Source organism: Paenibacillus odorifer (assembly GCF_000758725.1).
Taxonomy (GTDB): Bacteria; Bacillota; Bacilli; order Paenibacillales; family Paenibacillaceae; genus Paenibacillus_AQ; species Paenibacillus_AQ odorifer.
Genome location: NZ_CP009428.1, coordinates 4,993,810 through 5,011,247 on the forward strand (window position 1 = coordinate 4,993,810; position 17,438 = coordinate 5,011,247).

The 17,438-nt window shown below is 44.0% G+C and carries 11 protein-coding genes; 5 read left to right on the plus strand and 6 right to left on the minus strand.

Translation table 11 applies throughout. From position 1 onward, the window contains the following. Window positions 1-16 precede the first annotated feature (16 nt). The 3 genes from PODO_RS21870 to PODO_RS21880 all read left to right on the plus strand — a co-directional run bounded on the left by PODO_RS21870 (window position 17) and on the right by PODO_RS21880 (window position 4,037). A complete protein-coding gene (locus PODO_RS21870; protein ID WP_038572684.1) occupies window positions 17-1,747 on the plus strand; it encodes a sensor histidine kinase in 1,731 nt (576 codons plus the stop codon). Beyond that, window positions 1,728-3,083 carry a response regulator transcription factor gene (locus tag PODO_RS21875; RefSeq protein WP_038572686.1) on the plus strand — a complete coding sequence of 452 codons (1,356 nt, stop codon included), beginning with the start codon at window positions 1,728-1,730 and terminating at the stop codon, window positions 3,081-3,083. Before PODO_RS21870 ends, PODO_RS21875 begins: the two co-directional genes overlap by 20 nt. Window positions 3,084-3,158: 75 nt before the next feature. After that, a complete protein-coding gene (locus PODO_RS21880; protein ID WP_036683178.1) occupies window positions 3,159-4,037 on the plus strand; it encodes an AraC family transcriptional regulator in 879 nt (292 codons plus the stop codon). A gap of 1,212 nt (window positions 4,038-5,249) precedes the next feature. Here PODO_RS21880 and PODO_RS21895 read toward each other — a convergent pair. Together PODO_RS21895 and PODO_RS21900 are read right to left on the minus strand one after the other, a co-directional pair. Next, a complete protein-coding gene (locus PODO_RS21895) occupies window positions 5,250-7,439 on the minus strand; it encodes an alpha-galactosidase (RefSeq protein WP_038572691.1) in 2,190 nt (729 codons plus the stop codon). A 235-nt stretch (window positions 7,440-7,674) separates the two neighbouring features. Further along, the gene (locus tag PODO_RS21900; protein WP_038572693.1) at window positions 7,675-10,140 is read right to left on the minus strand and encodes a beta-mannosidase; all 2,466 of its coding nucleotides are present in this window, start codon (window positions 10,138-10,140) and stop codon (window positions 7,675-7,677) included. Between the two features lie 134 nt (window positions 10,141-10,274). On the opposite strand from PODO_RS21900, the gene PODO_RS21905 reads away from it, so the two are divergent. After that, window positions 10,275-11,126, plus strand: coding sequence for a helix-turn-helix domain-containing protein (locus PODO_RS21905; protein WP_038572695.1), 852 nt, complete (start codon window positions 10,275-10,277; stop codon window positions 11,124-11,126). A gap of 69 nt (window positions 11,127-11,195) precedes the next feature. Here PODO_RS21905 and PODO_RS21910 read toward each other — a convergent pair whose 3' ends face one another. From PODO_RS21910 to PODO_RS21920, 3 genes are all read right to left on the minus strand, one after another. Then, window positions 11,196-12,809, minus strand: a complete 1,614-nt coding sequence (locus PODO_RS21910; protein ID WP_038574721.1) for an extracellular solute-binding protein — start codon at window positions 12,807-12,809, stop codon at window positions 11,196-11,198. Between the two features lie 107 nt (window positions 12,810-12,916). Continuing rightward, entirely contained in the window at window positions 12,917-13,807 is an 891-nt protein-coding gene (locus tag PODO_RS21915; RefSeq protein WP_038572696.1) for a carbohydrate ABC transporter permease, read from the minus strand. Window positions 13,808-13,833: 26 nt separating this feature from the next. Next, the gene (locus PODO_RS21920; RefSeq protein ID WP_051491272.1) at window positions 13,834-14,790 is read right to left on the minus strand and encodes an ABC transporter permease; all 957 of its coding nucleotides are present in this window, start codon (window positions 14,788-14,790) and stop codon (window positions 13,834-13,836) included. A gap of 257 nt (window positions 14,791-15,047) precedes the next feature. Between PODO_RS21920 and PODO_RS21925 the strand changes: the two genes are divergently transcribed. Further along, window positions 15,048-16,772 (plus strand): cache domain-containing sensor histidine kinase, encoded by a 1,725-nt coding sequence (locus tag PODO_RS21925; protein ID WP_162164272.1) that lies wholly within the window; start codon window positions 15,048-15,050, stop codon window positions 16,770-16,772. On the opposite strand, the gene PODO_RS21930 is transcribed toward PODO_RS21925, so the two are convergent. Then, window positions 16,752-16,949 (minus strand): hypothetical protein, encoded by a 198-nt coding sequence (locus tag PODO_RS21930; protein WP_038572698.1) that lies wholly within the window; start codon window positions 16,947-16,949, stop codon window positions 16,752-16,754. The two genes, PODO_RS21925 and PODO_RS21930, sit on opposite strands and share 21 nt — an antisense overlap. Window positions 16,950-17,438 lie beyond the last annotated feature (489 nt).

Below are 17,438 nucleotides of genomic sequence, written 5' to 3' on the forward strand. Positions count from 1 at the left end.
GACAGGAGTAATGCTTATGATTAAAAAAGTAAATATGAAACGATTCATATATTTTTTCGTTTTTTTCCTTTTACTTACCTTAAGTTTGTTTTTCATAATGAACTCCCTAGGTTCCAAAACCATTCAAGAGAGCTTGGTTAACTCCTCCAAAAATCAGCTAGCTTATACGGAAAGCATACTGGATGGCATCATCTCTGAGGCAAGTTTGTATGGCATCCAATATACAGCCGACACCTCCGTACGTTTCTATCAAAGCAAAATACAAGAGATGAACAATTACGATGCCCAGATGAAAAAAAACGATATCTATGACCGCATATCAGCACCACTCCTCTCCAGTCAGGCCATTGAATCTATCGGTATCTACTGGAAAACGGACGGCACTTTTATTTTCACGGGTCATGATTCGCTTGCCAAACAGCCCTTTCAGAAGGTCACGCAGCGAGGCTGGCAGATTGTTAATAATAATTTGTATTATTTTTCAATCTACCCTTATATTCATGAGCCTAAGAATCCTGCCAATATTCAATACATTGTGGGCGTTAAGCTGAAAAAGGAGTATTTAACAAGTCTTTTAGAAAAAGCAGTGAGTGGCGGTGAGAGCTCCAATGCCTTTTTGCTTGTGAACAAGAGTTTGATGATTAGCAATAAAGCGGTGGATATTCGAATCGAGGAAAAAGCCAAGGAGACGATAACACCCAATGCACATGAAATTCTAAAGTTTGACTATCATATCAACGATGACGATTATTATGTTTTATCGAAGTATATTGAGCCGATTGATACGTATCTTGTTACCTATACGCGAATGAGTGATTTTTTGAATCCGCTTAACCGGAATACACAGGTGTTTTTTGTCAGCATCCTAATGATCCTGATCATTGGTCTTATCGTGATTTTTATGTTCTATCGAAACTATTATCGTAATGTATATTTGCTCGACAAGAAATTCTACCAAGTGGAACAAGGGAATTACAGCACCAGAATTAGTGAGAACCCGGACAATCAATTTTATAGTCTATTTAAAAGCTTTAACCACATGGTCGCCAAAATACAGGCTTTATTCGCTTCATTAAAAATAGAAACCGAGCTGCGCAGAAACGCGGAAGTGAAACAGCTGCAGGCTCAGATCAATCCACATTTTCTTTACAATAATCTGTTTTTCATTATGGCTGTGGCAAAAACTTCACCGGAAGCCGTAATGCAGATGAGCAAGCATTTAGCAGAGTACTATCGTTATTTAACAAAAATGAATTCAGATAATGTTACGTTGGCTTCTGAATTGCAGCTTGCCGATCATTTTTTATCCATCATGTCACTTTCCAAAAAAATAAATTATGAAATCAACCTGCCCCCTGAACTGGGAGAGCATCTGATTATGCCACTGATTATCCAGCCTATGGTCGAGAACGCGATTCAGCATGGGATTGAAGAACAGCAAGGGGCTTATCGCGTTACTATAGATGTAAAAGAACTTGATACTGGAGCGTTAATTATTGTTGCCGATGACGGTAAGGGGCTTACTGCTGAGGAAATACACCAGCTAATGGCCAGACTTGAGAATGAATCCCCCCCTGAAGGATCAAGAGGAATTGGTCTTTGGAACATTCATCATCGCCTCAAAAATGCGTATGGTGAATTAAGCGGGCTGCGGTTCTTCATCAATGACTGGGGCGGTTTATCCGTGCTGGCATTCATAGATTTCTCGCTGGATGAAGGAGGTCAATATGCGATTATTGATAGTTGATGACGGGCATTACATCGTTGAATATTTAAAACACCTGCTGGATTGGAACAAATTTGGGATTGAGCATATTGAGACGACAACAAATTCGATTGAAGCCAAGGAGCTATTGAATCAGAATCATATAGATATCCTTATTACAGATATTCGTATGCCCGAAGTATCCGGCATTGATTTACTGCATCATGTTCATGAGAAAAAGCTCAATACCAAGGTAATTTTTCTCTCCGGTTATTCTCAATTTGATTATGCACAGCAAGCCATTCGTCTGGGTGCACTCGATTATTTACTCAAGCCGGTAGATAAAGAGGATATGGAAAAAGCCATGAGTCAAGTTATTAAGAGTATCGCTGAGAACCCCCCAAAAACTCCAGTGGCAGAGAAAAAGATAGATGGGCTAGGTTATTTGCTTTCTGTTATTAGCGATCCTTCCCCACTACGTTATGATCACAGTACATTCGATCCTACCTTCCGGAATGAGCATTTTTGCTTTTTTCATGTCTCAGGGGCTAGTGGGAAAGATGAAATGATGTTAAAAGATCATAATGGTGGACGAGACTTTATTTGGACCACTCCATCAGCAATTACTGGAATTATTCCAGAATCCAATACCGAAACTGTGGCAAACAGCATCGATTCCATTTCTTTTTCCGAGCCGTTTGAATTTTCTCAGAAGCATGCTGTTCGGCATATTTTTTATCATTACTTTTTTAATGAAAATGTTGGGACCAATGACTTTACTATGCTGAGTACCTCTAGTGCTCTCCCTAAATTAGAGCTTGGAGAATGGGAACAAACCAGAAAAAACATTTTAAAAAACTTTGCCAAGCTCACTGCAAAAAAACAAAAGCTCCTCTATCTGCTCGAATTCATTAATTTGCTATATTCCACAACCGATAAAATCCAATCAGCTGAGGCCGCAGACTGGATTTTCAATCAATTATCAGAGCCAAATACGGCTCTTCAATCCATCTTGCAAAGCCTCACCCAATTAGATAGAAGCGCTAAATTTTCCAATCAAAATATTGTTCATACCATTCAAGCCTATATCTCCAATCATATTAGTGAATGCTTGAGCCTGGAGGACTTAGGGAAAATTGTTCACCTCCATCCTGTTTACCTGTCCAAATTTTATAAGCAGGAGACGGGCGAAAATTTATCGAGCTACATTTCTTCTAAACGCTTGGAAAAGGCCTCCAAGTTATTGATCGATTCCAAATTACATGTGCTCGATATTTCACATCTAGTCGGCTACAAAAAGCCACAATATTTCATTAAGCTGTTCAAAGATCAGTATGGCATTACGCCTTATCAATATCGAAGACAGCAGATTAAATGAAACAAAAATTGAACAGATCAGCAAAAAAGTTTACACTTTGAATGAAGTAACGAACCATGGAAAGGAAACCTGCTAATGTTGCGCTCCTCCTACACCATTCGCTCGGAAGAACAAGCTTCTATGCTTCTGTTTGATTCAATTGGCTGGGAACAAGCCGAGACTCCGGCATATTCATTTAACGGCCAGAACCGGACGGAGAGAAGTTGTGTTATTTTTCAGTACACCTTATCTGGAGAGGGTAGAATTGAAATAGACGGGGTTGTTCACCCATTAACGAAGGGCAAAGCTTTCCTAGTGACTGTCCCCAGTATACACAGATATTATTATCCGGAGGAAGGTACAGAGCCCTGGGAATTCATTTGGCTGAATGTACGAGGACCTCTAGCTATTTCACTCTGGAACCAACTGATCGCACATGGCGGTCCCATTATAGAACTCCCTCAGGAATCGGTTCCGATGGATTTATTGTGGAGTATGTTCAAGGACATACAGGTTGATGAGGAAAGAGATTTGCATTTTCTAACGGGGAAAACCTTTCAGTGGATATTGTCCATGGAGAAATACCTCAAGAAACCGAATTTGTTAACCACCTATATAAAAAATGACAAACTTCATGCTGCTATACAATTTATGAAAAATGATCTGCACAATAATAACCTTAGCTTAGACGATGTCGCCGCACATGTTGGAATTTCCAAACATCATCTTTGCAGGCTATTTCAAAAAAACATCAATCTCTCGCCTTTTGAGTATTTAAGAAGGAGACGGATCGAGCTGGCAGCATCTATGCTGAAAACAACAGATCAGACGATCTACCAGATCGCTGTGGACACCGGGTTTGACAATGCCAGCTATTTCGGCAAAGTCTTTCGTTCCTATTTTGGAGTCAGCCCCTCCACTTACCGCGAGCAGGATCTGGAGTTCCTGTCCAAACATGTGTTTTTTGAAAATTGATGTTGCTCGGCATAACCGTTCGGCTTCGATAGAGCTGAGTGGCATGCGTGGCGTGCTAATTCGGGGCCGGTGGATGCAAGTAGTAACCATTCAGATTTGGTGGCGCCAACTCAAAACCATCCCCCGCCGCTTTCGGACCCAGATGACGCTATTTGCTAATTTTTCGCCTTTTGAGCACAGTTTCGGACTCCAGTGCAGCTATTCCTTCGAAAGAGGTGCATATTAGGTACTTTTCGAGTCAATAGCGACTATGCGGTCCGATAAAACTCCAAATGTGTGAAAAGGCTGCGGTTAGCGGCATTTGAGTCCGATAGTACTGTGTTGGTTGGGTAAGCAACTTGCATGTCGCACCAATTCGCGTACGCTGGCCCACGGCTAGGGAAGCATCTTGTTAAACACCCTAATTCGCGTACGGCAGCACCGAGTCACAACCATCCCCCGACGCTTTCGGACCCCAATGACGCTATTTGCCAATTTTTCGTCTTTTGAGCACAGTTTCGGACTCCAGTGCAGCTATTCCTTCGAAAGAGGTGCTTATTGAGTACTTTTCGAGCTAATAGCGACTATGCGGTCCGATAAAACTCCAAATGTGTGGAAAGAGAGCGGTTAGCGGCATTTGAGTCCGATAGCACTGTGTTGGCTGAGTAAGTAACTTGCAAGGCGTACCAATTCGCGTCCAGCAGTCCCCGGCTAGGTAAGCATCTTGTTAAACACCCTAATTCGCTTACGGCAGCACCGAGTCGCCCCCTCCACCGCCGCTTTCGGACTCAGATGACGCTATTTGCCAATTTTTCGCCTTTTAAGCACAGTTTCGGACTCCAGTGCAGCTATTCCTTCGAAAGAGGTACATATTAGGTACTTTTCGAGTCAATAGCGACTATGCGGTCCGATAAAACTCCAAATGTGTGGAAAGAGAGCGGTTAGCGGCATTTGAGTCCGATAGCACTGTGTTGGCTGGGTAAGCAACTTACATGGTGCACCAATTTGAGCCCGCCGGCTTCAGTATAAACAATCAGCTCCAGTGGCGCCAAGCTACTTGCAAGTCGCACTAATTCGCGTCTGGTAGTCCCCGGCCAAGTAAGCATATCTCGCAAAGCGCCCCATCCAATAACAGCTTCGGGCGCGCAGCTAGTCACAAAAGAACTCAAAAAAGGAGAAAAAAAAGGAAGGTTCCCAGCAGCCAATGGCTTTCGGGGCACCCTCCTTTTTTGATTAAACTTCTCTAAGCACGAAAAGTAGGCTTCTGAAATCGCCCTCTAGCTGTGGAAGCGTGAGTCCGAAGTGCATCAGCTCATCCCCTCTGTATACTCCGCCGTTAAGCTCAAGCTTATACGATTTTGCAGGGTCGAGTCCTTTCAGACGTAATCTGCGCAACGGTGGATTAGGCCCGGCCAGAACTTGGAAGTAGGTGGCGAAGGCTTCTTTTTTATCAGCGGAAACAAACATCCATGCCGTCTCGTTTCCTTCAAAAGGACTAAGCAGTCGATAGAAATCACCGTACTGAATCAGCATTCTCAGTTCCTTGTACTCCGAAACCTGCTTGCGGATATCCTCGCGTTCAGCTTCAGTAAGCTTGGTCAAATCCAGCTCGTAGCCGAAATTACCCGACATCGCGACATGACCACGTGTCTCCAAAGGAGTAATACGATGCACCTGATGGTTAGGAACAGCCGACACATGGGCACCCATTGAACTCGCTGGATACACAATACTTGTTCCGTATTGGATCTTTAATCTTTCCACTGCATCCGTATCATCGCTAGTCCAGGTCTGTGGCATATAATACAGCATCCCCGGATCAAATCGTCCGCCACCACCAGAGCAGCTTTCGAACAAAATATGAGGGAAACGGGAAACGATACGTTCCAGCACATCATAAAGTCCAAGGATATAACGGTGTGCCGTTTCGCGTTGACGTTCGGCTGGAAGAAGCGCTGATCCAATCTCTGTCATATTCCGGTTCATATCCCATTTCACATAAGTAATCGGAGCAGATGACAATACCGAGCTAACTGACTCGACGATATAATCGCATACATCCTTGCGGGATAAATCCAGCACTAGCTGCTGGCGGGCTAACGAACTTTTATGCCCAGGTACATGGAGACACCAGTCTGGATGTTCACGGTAAAGATCACTTTCTGGCGATACCATTTCTGGCTCGAACCATAATCCGAATTCCATGCCCATTGCCGTGATATCTTCGCCTAGCTTTCCAAGACCTTCAGGAAGCTTGCGACGATCCTCTACCCAGTCTCCCAGGGAGCTGTCGTCGTTATCACGTTTGCCGAACCAGCCGTCATCCAGCACGAACAGCTCCAGGCCTAGCTCTTTGCCTGCTTTAGCAATTTCTTTGATTTTATCCGCATTAAAATTAAAATAAGTCGCTTCCCAGTTGTTGATCAGAATAGGACGCTTGCTATCGCGGAATTCACCTCTGCATAATCGGGTCCGATACAGACGGTGATAGGTTCTCGATAATCCACCAAGCCCTTCACTGGATCTTACCAATACGGCTTCTGGAGCCTGAAAGGATTCGCCCGGTTCAAGCAACCACTGAAAGTTAAAAGGTTGAATACCGATCCCTACTCTGGAAATTCCGTATTGATCCACTTCTGCTTGGGCAAGGAAACTTCCGCTATACACAAGGCTGAACCCGTAAACTTCGCCATGATCCTCTGTTGCATCTTTTGCAAGCAAGGCCATAAAAGGATTCTGCTGATGGCTGCTGGAGCCGCGTTTGCTGTCAATCCGCTGGATGCCAGGAACGAGTGGTCTTTTGTGAATATGGCGTTCTCTAGTCCAAGTACCGGATAATTGCAGCATGTCATAGTCAGAATCATGGAAGTCAACATTCGCGCTTAATACTCTTTTCAGAACCAGATTGTCCTTACCCAGATTCTCAATCCGCACGGAACGTGTTATAACATCCTGATTGTTAAATACGGTATAGCTCAAGGCAGCGATCAATCCTGTTTTATCATCTTGCAGTATAATTTCCAGGGTCTCTGCTTCTTCTTCACTTTCAACATAAGTAGCAGGCAGACCCTTGAGTGCAGGTTTTCCTTTATTAATGGTGTGGCTCTTATAACGGAAATCCGTTACGGTCGTGCCATCTACTAGGTGAACCTCAAGTGCCGGCTCGCGGAAATCACCGTTTCCATAAGAAGGGAATTCGCTTGGCAAGGTGTCGAGGGAGATATTTTTATCCTCCTGCAAATAAGTTGGACTAAAAGAGCAACGTTCCACCAAATTCAACGGATGTTGAAATTCTCTCCCTGCCAATTTTGGGCCCCAGTAGACATGCGCTGGAATAACACCTTTGATCATTTCAATAATATAGCTGGATTTCTCAGACTGTAAATGAAACACCTTGCGGTTGTCATCATAATAAATACCCATAATATGTTTGCACTCTCCTTAAGGTAGCTCAATAGAACGTTTATAGTTTGTAATTAATGCTTCTTCGAAGTCTATTTTAGAGTGAAATGGAAGGGTATACAATCTTAATATCTATACCTATTATAGTAAAATATTGATCTATCTATACACAGAGTCTAAACCACTAAAATATATATCATCAAACTGTCATTTGGAGATTGACAGCCTAGGATATAGTAGGAAAATAACCTTTTTCTTAAATATCAAAGACGGAACGTACAGTAAGCTGGGTACGCAGTTCCTCAGCCGTAGCTGGTTTATCGAGATCTTTTTTAGCAACCGTAACGGTTCTTGAAACGCCAGCTGATAGGTCGAAATAGTTATCACTGAAGATCGCATCTCTTTCCTTGAAATCAAGTCCGACGAAACAGGCATATGCTTTTGACTTCACAGTAATAACGAATTGTTCTGCTTCCTCAGTGAGTACGGCTTCAAGCTCAGGATCAACAAAGCTGAAATGTTTCGGCTTAACGAACAAGACGGTTCCCCCGCTTATCGTCTCCCCCTCTACCTCAAATACATATTCCAGATAAGCTTTACGTTTCTTCTCTTTTGTATCCAAGACATGACCAAAATCAAGCCGATCGAACTCGGCACTGCTTAAAGCCTCAATCTTCACCGACTTCGCACCTTCCATTAGAACCTCTGATGTCGGAGTAAGCAGTCTCCATCTTAATTCACCACTCACCTTCTCTCTGCTCTCATTAGAGACATGCAGGGAAACTACGGTTCCTTCGTCATGTGCAGAAGCAAGAACTGGAGCAAAAAAACGTCTAGCTGTATAATGCATTGCTTTCCACCGGCCATAATAATCGATGCTAGACCAGGAAGCAACCGGCCAACAATCGTTCAACTGCCAATACAATGCGCCCATGCAGCGCCCTCTATGTCTACGCCAATGCTCTACGCCACAGCGCATGCCTTCGGCTTGGATAAGCTGGGACGCATAGAGAATAGATTCAAAATCCTTCGGATATTTGTAGGTCTCGCCGATATAATAGAGAATTTTCTCATTTCCGGTATTGTTCTTCTGGTGGGACTCCATGACATAGGAGAAAATATTGCGATCCTCCGGCAACGTAAAGGATTCAATCGTCTTCAAGCTTGGGAAGGATTGCAGGCCAAACTCAGACATATAACGCGGATAGAGCTTCCGGTAATCGGTAAAAGGCTCCTTGCCATGCCAAACGCCCCAGTAATGCATGTCTCCATAGTTCTCGTCATTCGGTTTATCAAAGCTTCCTTTAGAGGAAGGAGAGGCACGCCAGTAGAAGGTATTGGGATCAACTTCCTTAGCGATAGCCGGCAGAAGCACTTCATATTGCTTGATATAGTCGGCCTTTAGCTGGAGCGAATAATGATTCTCCCAATCCCAATCGACCCAAGCCATCTCCTGTTCGTTGTTACCGCACCACAAGCCTAACGATGCGTGATGGCGTAAGCGCTTCATGTTGTCCATCGTCTCATGTGTGATATTGTCCTCAAAAGATTCTGTCAGTGCATAGATCCCGCAGGCATACAGATGATCCTGCCAGACGATAAGCCCATATTCATCGCATAGATCATAAAAATAATCGTCAGGATAATAACCGCCACCCCATACACGAATGGTATTAAAGTTAGCAGCCACGCAGCTTTGGAGCAAGCGATCCGTGCGCTCCTTAGTCACGCGAGGCAGAAGATTATCTTCCAGAATATAATCGGCACCTGTAGAAAAGATAAGTACGCCGTTGATTTCAAAAGCGAATGATTGTCCCCACTGGTCTTCTTCCTGCTTCACAGAAATCGTTCTTAATCCAATCCGCAGTTCTCGACGATCCAGCTCCTGTCCCTTCTGCAACAGTACAACCTCGACGTTATACAGGGGTTGTGCACCCAGATTATTCGGCCACCACAGCTCTGGCTCCATAATTTCCAGTGTAATATGATGATCTTCTCCCGCAGTTTCGGACACACGACGTTCAACGGCCACACCTGCTGGAGTGTGAACGCTGACTACGATTTCCCGTTCAACCTCCTGCCAACTCTCTGTTCTTACCCGAACATCCAGAGTAACCTTATCCGGCTCGTGAAATTGTGTAATATAAACATCGTCAACACGGGCACTGTCATACCCCTGAATGGAGAGACTTCTCCAGATTCCAAGATCGGGCAGCTTCGGACCCCAGTCCCAGCCGAACATGGAATGTGCTTTGCGCAGATGGGATATTCCCTCCACTGCATCAGCACAACTGCTAAGCGGCAGCTCCGCTTGCTTCCGCAGAGCAAATTCCACTGGGGAACGAAAAATCGCGTGAATGGTGTTATCGCCTTGCTTCAACACTGACTTAATGTCCACTTCATACGTCCGGTGCATATTATCACTGTTCAGAATGTTAGTTCCATTCACAAAAAGCTCGCATAACGTATCCAGCCCCTCACACAGCAGAAATACGCGGTCATGCTGTAACACTTCAGCTTCCACTTGAAAGCAACGCTGATATTCGTAATCGTAATTGGATAATTCCAGAACCTCATATTCCTGCTCACGATAGAACGGATCCGGCATTTCTCCGGCATTCAATAAATCGTGATAGACAGAACCTGGCACACTAGCCTCCAGCCAGTTCGGCTCATGCAGACGTCTCATTTTCCATTTGCCATTTAGATCTACAAGATGCATTTTCTCCCGCCTCCAAAATGTGCTATTTTGCCTTCTTATAGATCAAGTCTATCAATAATATCTTTATATTTCTTGTGTTGTGTTCTCGAGAATCATGTGCTATTTTAACATCATTAATACACTGGAGGACGAACATGTTCAAATACACCGAGGCAAGCCATATGAATCCTGAACTACTAGCAGACCCTTTCTGGGTGGAGTCCTTAAGTCAGGTATCTCCAGAACATACGCATGATTTCTATGAATTTTTCATTCTCACAGAAGGCAGATGTCAGCATATTGTTAACGGGACAGCGCAGCTGCTTCAGACTGGCTGCCTTGTCTTTATTCGGCCCAGTGATACCCACAGATATGAAGCAGATGGTGATAGCGATTGCCGTTTCCTGAACATTCCCTGCCGCAAAAGCCTCATTGAAGATGCTTTAACTTATCTGAATGAAGAGGAGTTTTTGCACGGATTGCTGAACACGCCTCTCCCCCGAATCGCCATGTTATCTCAGCTGGAAATGGCTAGTTTCGTCCGTTCTATGGAACGCATTCGCATCCTATCAACCCTAGACAAGGTTAAGTCCCGGATTTTTCTAAAAGGCCTGCTCGTCGATACACTCACCCAGCATTTTTTCTCCGCAGAGACAGTCGCTCAACCAGAATTCCCACTCTGGCTAGAGCATGCCATAACCAAAATGCATTTAAAGGATAATTTGCACCGTGGACTTCATGCCTTATACGAGCTGTCAGGGAGAAGCGCCGGCCATGTGAACCGCGCCTTCCGGCAATACTTGAACCAGACGCCTACGGAATATATCAACCAGCTAAAGCTCAATGTAGCCCGCAACCTACTGCTCACTACCGAGCTGCGTGTGGTCGATATCGCTTTGGAATCCGGCTTCGAGAATGTCAGTCATTTCTATCATCAATTCAAAAAATTCTATCATCAAGCCCCGCTTGATTTCCGCAGGAATGCACATGTTAATCGGCTGGTTTAGCTTTTTTATACAACAAAAAGCTTCCCTCTGCTGAAATGCAGAGAGGAAGCTTTTACATAGATAAATATATTATTTTGAGTTCCACAATTCCATACGTTCGCTATACTTCTGATTGAAGATTTCTTCTACTTTTTCATCCCCAGCTTTTTTCATATCCGCAAGCATCTTGTCGAATGTAGAATTGGCTTCGGCTTCAGAAGGAGCGATGATTACTCTCGTAATGCTTTGGTCCATAATATCTTTTACTTTTTGCGCTGTCAGCGCTTCAGGCGTTCCGCCGTCAGGGCCTAAGTTATCAAATTCTGCTGTATCCCATACGGAATCTCCAAGGCTCTTAATGGCCATTTCGTCAATTTCACTACGTTGGTATTTAACGGCCATATCGTATGGCTGTTCATTGGCATCCAGACCATTTTTAACAAACCACAACCATTTACGAACACCGCTCTTCTTCACAGCATCGTCCCAGTTATCCTTGAAGCTTTGCAGGAATGCAGGGTCTGGTTGTCTCTTTCCATCCACCATGGTGTACTGCTCGCCTTCCTTACCCCATAGCAGCAAATGTTGTCCTTCGTCACTCGCTAGGTAGTTGAACAGCTTGATAGTTTCTTCAGGGTGTTTGTTATTTTTCGTAATGGCAATAGCATCCCATCCAAGTGAGCTTCTTGGTCCGAATGTTGTTTGGGAGGTCTCAGTGCCTGGAGCTACAACCTTGTAGGGGAAGAACTGATTATCATCTCCGCCATCCTTCTTCAGAGTACCATTTGCATTACCTGGGTCCCAGTATGCGCCTGGTGTGGAGAACACTGCGCCGGTAGCCAGCTTTTGAATCCAGGTTTGTGTTTTGCTGATGGCAAACTCTTTTTCGATTAGACCTTCTCTATACAGACTGTTCACATAAAGCAGCATCTCGCGATACTTTGGATCCTTAACATCATATTGTAATGTTCCATTATTATCATAGTAGGTTCTCAGACCCCACATCCCTTTAAATGTACCGAGGTTGGCGCCCATATTCTCACCGTTCATCGTCATTGGAACAGTTTCTTTTCCATCAATTGTCTTGTTTTTCTCTTTAAAATTCTTTAAAAGTGCTTCAAACTCATCCGTTGTGAGTGGGGTGGAGCCATCTGCCTTATCTGGAGCTAGGTCCGCAACCAGATTTTTTCTCATCAGCATACCGAAAACAGGATCACTATCCAGGCCATACCAGTTAGCTAGATAATAGTTTTTCCCATCCTTATAACGTGTTTTGATCAATGTGTCGCCGTACATTTCTTTAATGTCTGGTCCACTTTTCTCAATTAACTCATCGAGCGCTATAAATGCGCCACTTGTAATGTATTTATCGAGGGAAGCATCGCCCCGGCTCATTACAACCACATCTGGATAGTCACCACTGGCAAGCATCAAGCTCAGCTTTTCCGTAGGATTACCCGTTGGCTGCTGGATTGAGATCGAAATGCCTGTTTTTTTGGTGATTTCCTGCGCAATAGCATCAGTGAAAGGTTCTCCCTTGGTATTTGAATCAAACCAGGTCAATGTAATCGGCTCTTGTTTTTTATCGTCTCCGGCCGTTTGGTTTGTATTGTTTTTTCCATCATTTGAAGCACAACCCGCTAATACACCAACGGCTAATGCGGCAGTAATACTCACGTTCAACCATTTATTTTTCTTTATCATAGACACCCTAATTCCTCCCATTAAGTAAGTTACTTCATAAGTCTATCAAGCAACCAAGCAAGTCTGCCCGTTCACCCCCCTTCAGGGCCGCTATTTATTTAATCATATTAACTCTTAACCGCTCCCAAAGTCATACCCTTAACAAAGTACTTTTGCAGGAATGGGTATACCAGTACGATAGGCAATGTTGCCACCATCGTCGCTGCCATCCGGATAGTATCACTTGAAACCGCATTCCGCTTAGCCGAGTTAGCTAGCATTTGCGATTGCGATACCATGCCTCCGGTCTGGAATTGGCTTAATATTTTCACGAGTACGGCTTGCAAGGTCTTTAAGTCAGAGCTATAGGTAAACGCATAGGAGTCAAACCACGAATTCCAATGTGAAATTGCCTGAAAAAGTCCTACAGTCGCAAGCACGGGTGTGGTCAACGGTAGAACAATCCGGAAGAAAATCGTCAGGTCATTCGCCCCGTCTACCTTCGCCGACTCCTCGATCTCACCAGGCAGCCCCTCCATAAAGGTACGGACAATAATCATATAGAAGACATTCATCAGCCCTGGCAAAATAAATACGGAAAACGTGTCAATCATATTCAGCGCTTTAAGCACCATGTAATAAGGAATCAGTCCGCCTCCAAAATACATTGTGAAGACAAAATATAGATTCCATCCTTTACGTCCCATCAAATTCCGGCGGCTTAGCGGATAAGCAAGCATCGTAATGACAAGGACAGATAGCGGCGCGCCAATTACGGTACGTTTGACAGTAACCCATAAGCCATTCAAAATCTCGCTATCTTTTAAGATTTGACTGTAGCTATCAAAGGTGAGGACTCTGGGCCACAAATAGACGCCACCACGTACGGTATCCTCAGCAGCATTTAATGAAAGAACGAGAATATTCCAAAAAGGGAGAAAGGTAACTAGCAACACAAGTATAAGAATGAGATAAACTATAAATTTAAAAATATGATCCCCGTATCTATTCGAAATCATCACAAGCGCTCCTCTCTTTTTCGGGTTTAGAACAACGCTTGGTCGTTCACTTTTCTAGAAATTCGATTCACAATTACAACAAGTATGAAGGCAATCACGGATTTAAATACCCCAACGGCCGCCCCGTAGGAGAACATGCTGTTTTGTAGCCCGTATTTATATGCATAAATATCGATAACCTCTGAATACTCAAGCACGGTATTATTTTGCAGCAGGTATTGTTGTTCAAAGCCCGCATTCAAAATGCCTCCGACGGCAAGAATCCCTAAAATAACAATGGTTGGACGCAAGGCTGGCAACGTAATATGCCACATTTGCCGGAAGCGACTGGCTCCATCCACTCTAGCTGCTTCGTAGAGCTCTGGATTAATAGCGGAAATTGCAGCAAGATACATAATGGCGCTGAAGCCCATTTCCTTCCACATATTGGACAAAGCGATAATCCACCAGAATAGCGGTCCATTTTGTAGAAAAGCAACCGGTTCCTGAACAATGCCCAACGTCACCAGTAAATTGTTAAACATCCCATCGGAAGCCAGCAGTGTAATCACGATGTTTGCAGCGATAACCCATGAGATAAAATGCGGCAGATAAGAAACCGTCTGTACAAATCTTTTGAAAAATCCCTGTCTAGCTTCATTCAGTACAAGTGCGAGGATGATCGGTGCTGGAAACCCGAATAACAAGGTCAGCAAGCTTGTAGCGAGCGTATTGCGCATTACACGGTAGAAGTCTCCGGTAGTAAAGAAATACTCAAACCACTTGAATCCTACAAACTCTGCATGGAAAAATTGTTGAAAAAATGTTCCTCCGCCCGGCTGATAATTCGTAAACGCCATATACATCCCAAACATAGGACCATAAGAAAATAGCAATGTCGCAATTAAGGCAGGCAGCATCAGCAAAAATAACCATTTCTGCTCTTTTAATCTGTACCACAGATTATTGCCTCTGACTGTTTTGATAGCGCTTGCTTTATGCATCAAATACCCTCCCTTTTTATTTAGTGCAGCATGTCGAGCCACATCTCGATTCAACTTCTCTCCTATTCATCTTAAGTCCGCAACAGGTGGCTTTCTATACTTCAATCCTCCGAATGATAGCGCTTTTTAAAGGAGTTTCGGCAGATTCGAGCATTGGATTTCGATATTCAGTCTGCTATGATGAACATGGCAAACAGCGAATTTACAGTAAAGAAGGGACTTCTTCTATGCGCCATATATATAGGAAATATATTTATATGCCTTTTATCGATTTGAGCTTTCGCTCCAAGCTGTTCAGCGTATTTGTGCTAGTGACCATTGTTCCGATGATGCTTTTCGCCTACCTTTCCTACGAATTAACAAAATCAAAATTAACGGATCAGATTTACAGCAATATGATGAATTCAACAGCTCAGATTAATAAAAATTTGGAAAACAAGCTGGACAGCTATGAACATATTTCAGCTTCCATCTACCTGGATAACAGACTTGCCAGCTACCTCACGAGTGAATACCAGGATGATCCTTCTTATCTGGATGTCTATCAATACATAGGCAACCGCATGGACACGATAATGACTGCCTATCCTGATTTTGATAGCGTTTTCATTTATTCGGACAATGAATCACTGCCCAAAGATGATTACTATATCAAGCCGGTGACAGCTGAGGTTAAAGAGACCGAGCTGTTCAAGCAGCTTCAGCAGTCACATGGGAATATCATTCATCTATCCTCACCGCAGACCGAAGATAGTCCGGCCATGTTTACCTTAGCAAGATTTTTGAACAATAACCGCAATCAATATCCCTACGGTATTCTGGTCTTCAGAATCTCCGAATCGGTCATCTATTCTTTAATGGAGGAAGAAGCGGGCGGGAAAGATATTTTTATTATTAATGACAAAGGGCTTATTCTCTCAGCAGCAGACAAGCACTTATTAAATACGAGCCTGCCGGAATTGCTTGATCAGAAATTCGATGAGTCACCATCGGGCAGATTTGATACAACTTACAAAGGGGTAAAGGCATTCGCGGTCTACAACACGCTCAAAAATGGATGGAAAACTGTATCTATCTTCCCCTATGACAGCATCATTCAGGACGCTAAATCACTCTCAGATCTGATTATCAAAATCTCACTGGGCTTTATTGGTGTGGCCCTCCTGCTGATTTACATTACGGCGTCGCTGTTCAGCAAGCGTATCCGTACTTTAATCCGGATGATCCGCCGCCTGGAACGGGGCGATTTCAATCATAGTACAGAAGAACATTTGGGGAATGATGAGATTGGCCAGCTGCATTTTGCCTTCAAGCAAATGACCACCCGGCTCAAAAGTCTCATTACCGAGGTGTATCAGAAGGAGCTGCAGAGTAAGGAGGCCGAGCTTGACCTGCTGCAAGCGCAAATCAACCCTCATTTTCTGTACAACACGCTGGGCTCCATCTCGTCGCTTGCCCTAAAACATCAAGATACGCGTATACAAGATTTGGTGCTTCATCTAGCCAAGTTTTATCGAATCTCCTTGAATAAAGGGAAAAGTATATTGACCATCCACGAGGAATTAAAGCTGACCCAGAGCTACAACGCCATTCAGCTAATCCGCTTTAAAGGCCAACTGAACATTACTTACACAGTAGATGAAGCGATCCTGCCCTACTCTACTGTCAAGCTTGCCTTACAGCCTTTTGTGGAGAATGCAGTGCTGCATGCCGTGTGGAGCCAAGAAAGTCCGCTGAACATTCATATCAAAGGTGTCATGGAAGCAAACGATATTATCTTGTCGGTAATCGATGATGGCATGGGGATGAGCCGCGAGACGCTCAGTTCTTTGCTTGAGGATAAGCCTGGACGAGGGTATGGAATCACTAACGTTGATCGCCGCATCAAACTGAAATTTGGTGAGCACTACGGCGTTAAAGTGTTTAGCAGACTAGGAATAGGCACCACCGTGCAGATTCGTTTACCACAAAAAGAGGTGTAGGAGCGGTGACGAGGGGATTCTCCATTGTGAGAATCCTTTGGCTTGCTTCTCCTTGGATTTGATGGGATCGATGGGATCGTTTGGATCGAAGGGATCGTTTAGATCGAAGGGATCGTTTAGATCGAAGGGATCGAAGGGATCGTTTAGATCGAAGGGATCGTTTGGATCGTTCGGCACTATTTGCTCCCTCCTCATTCGTATCGGACCGAGGAGACCTTATTTCGATGATTCGGGGCATTTTGCTCGACTATCGGACTCAGATGCAGCAATTGACTCGTTTGTACACTAATTCTGGACAATTTTATAGCAATAAGAGCTATACAGTCCGAAATCTTTGTAAAATGCCTCAAATACCCGAAATAGCTGCAATACGGTCCGATGTGTTCTACTTTTGCGGGGGATTCTACATTGCTGGGGTGTGGTCAACTTTTGCGGGGATTCTACTTTGCTGAGGAGTGTTCTACTTTTGCGCGGGATTCTACTTTGCTGAGGTGTGTTCAACTTATACTCCTTCCTCTTACGCATCAGACCGAGGGGACCTTATTTCGATGAGTCGGGGCATTTTGCTCGGCTATCGGACTCAGATGCAGCTATTGACTCATTTGCACAGTAATTCTGGACATTTTTATAGCAATAAGAGCTATACAGTCCGAAATCTTTGTAAAA

Excerpts from the sequence above, each read along its gene's own strand:
- PODO_RS21870 (WP_038572684.1), top strand. The coding sequence starts at position 17 with ATGATTAAAAAAGTAAATATGAAACGATTCATATATTTTTTCGTTTTT.
- PODO_RS21875 (WP_038572686.1), top strand. The coding sequence starts at position 1,728 with ATGCGATTATTGATAGTTGATGACGGGCATTACATCGTTGAATATTTA.
- PODO_RS21880 (WP_036683178.1), top strand. The coding sequence starts at position 3,159 with ATGTTGCGCTCCTCCTACACCATTCGCTCGGAAGAACAAGCTTCTATG.
- PODO_RS21895 (WP_038572691.1), bottom strand. The coding sequence starts at position 7,439 with ATGGGTATTTATTATGATGACAACCGCAAGGTGTTTCATTTACAGTCT.
- PODO_RS21900 (WP_038572693.1), bottom strand. The coding sequence starts at position 10,140 with ATGCATCTTGTAGATCTAAATGGCAAATGGAAAATGAGACGTCTGCAT.
- PODO_RS21905 (WP_038572695.1), top strand. The coding sequence starts at position 10,275 with ATGTTCAAATACACCGAGGCAAGCCATATGAATCCTGAACTACTAGCA.
- PODO_RS21910 (WP_038574721.1), bottom strand. The coding sequence starts at position 12,809 with ATGATAAAGAAAAATAAATGGTTGAACGTGAGTATTACTGCCGCATTA.
- PODO_RS21915 (WP_038572696.1), bottom strand. The coding sequence starts at position 13,807 with ATGATTTCGAATAGATACGGGGATCATATTTTTAAATTTATAGTTTAT.
- PODO_RS21920 (WP_051491272.1), bottom strand. The coding sequence starts at position 14,790 with ATGCATAAAGCAAGCGCTATCAAAACAGTCAGAGGCAATAATCTGTGG.
- PODO_RS21925 (WP_162164272.1), top strand. The coding sequence starts at position 15,048 with ATGCCTTTTATCGATTTGAGCTTTCGCTCCAAGCTGTTCAGCGTATTT.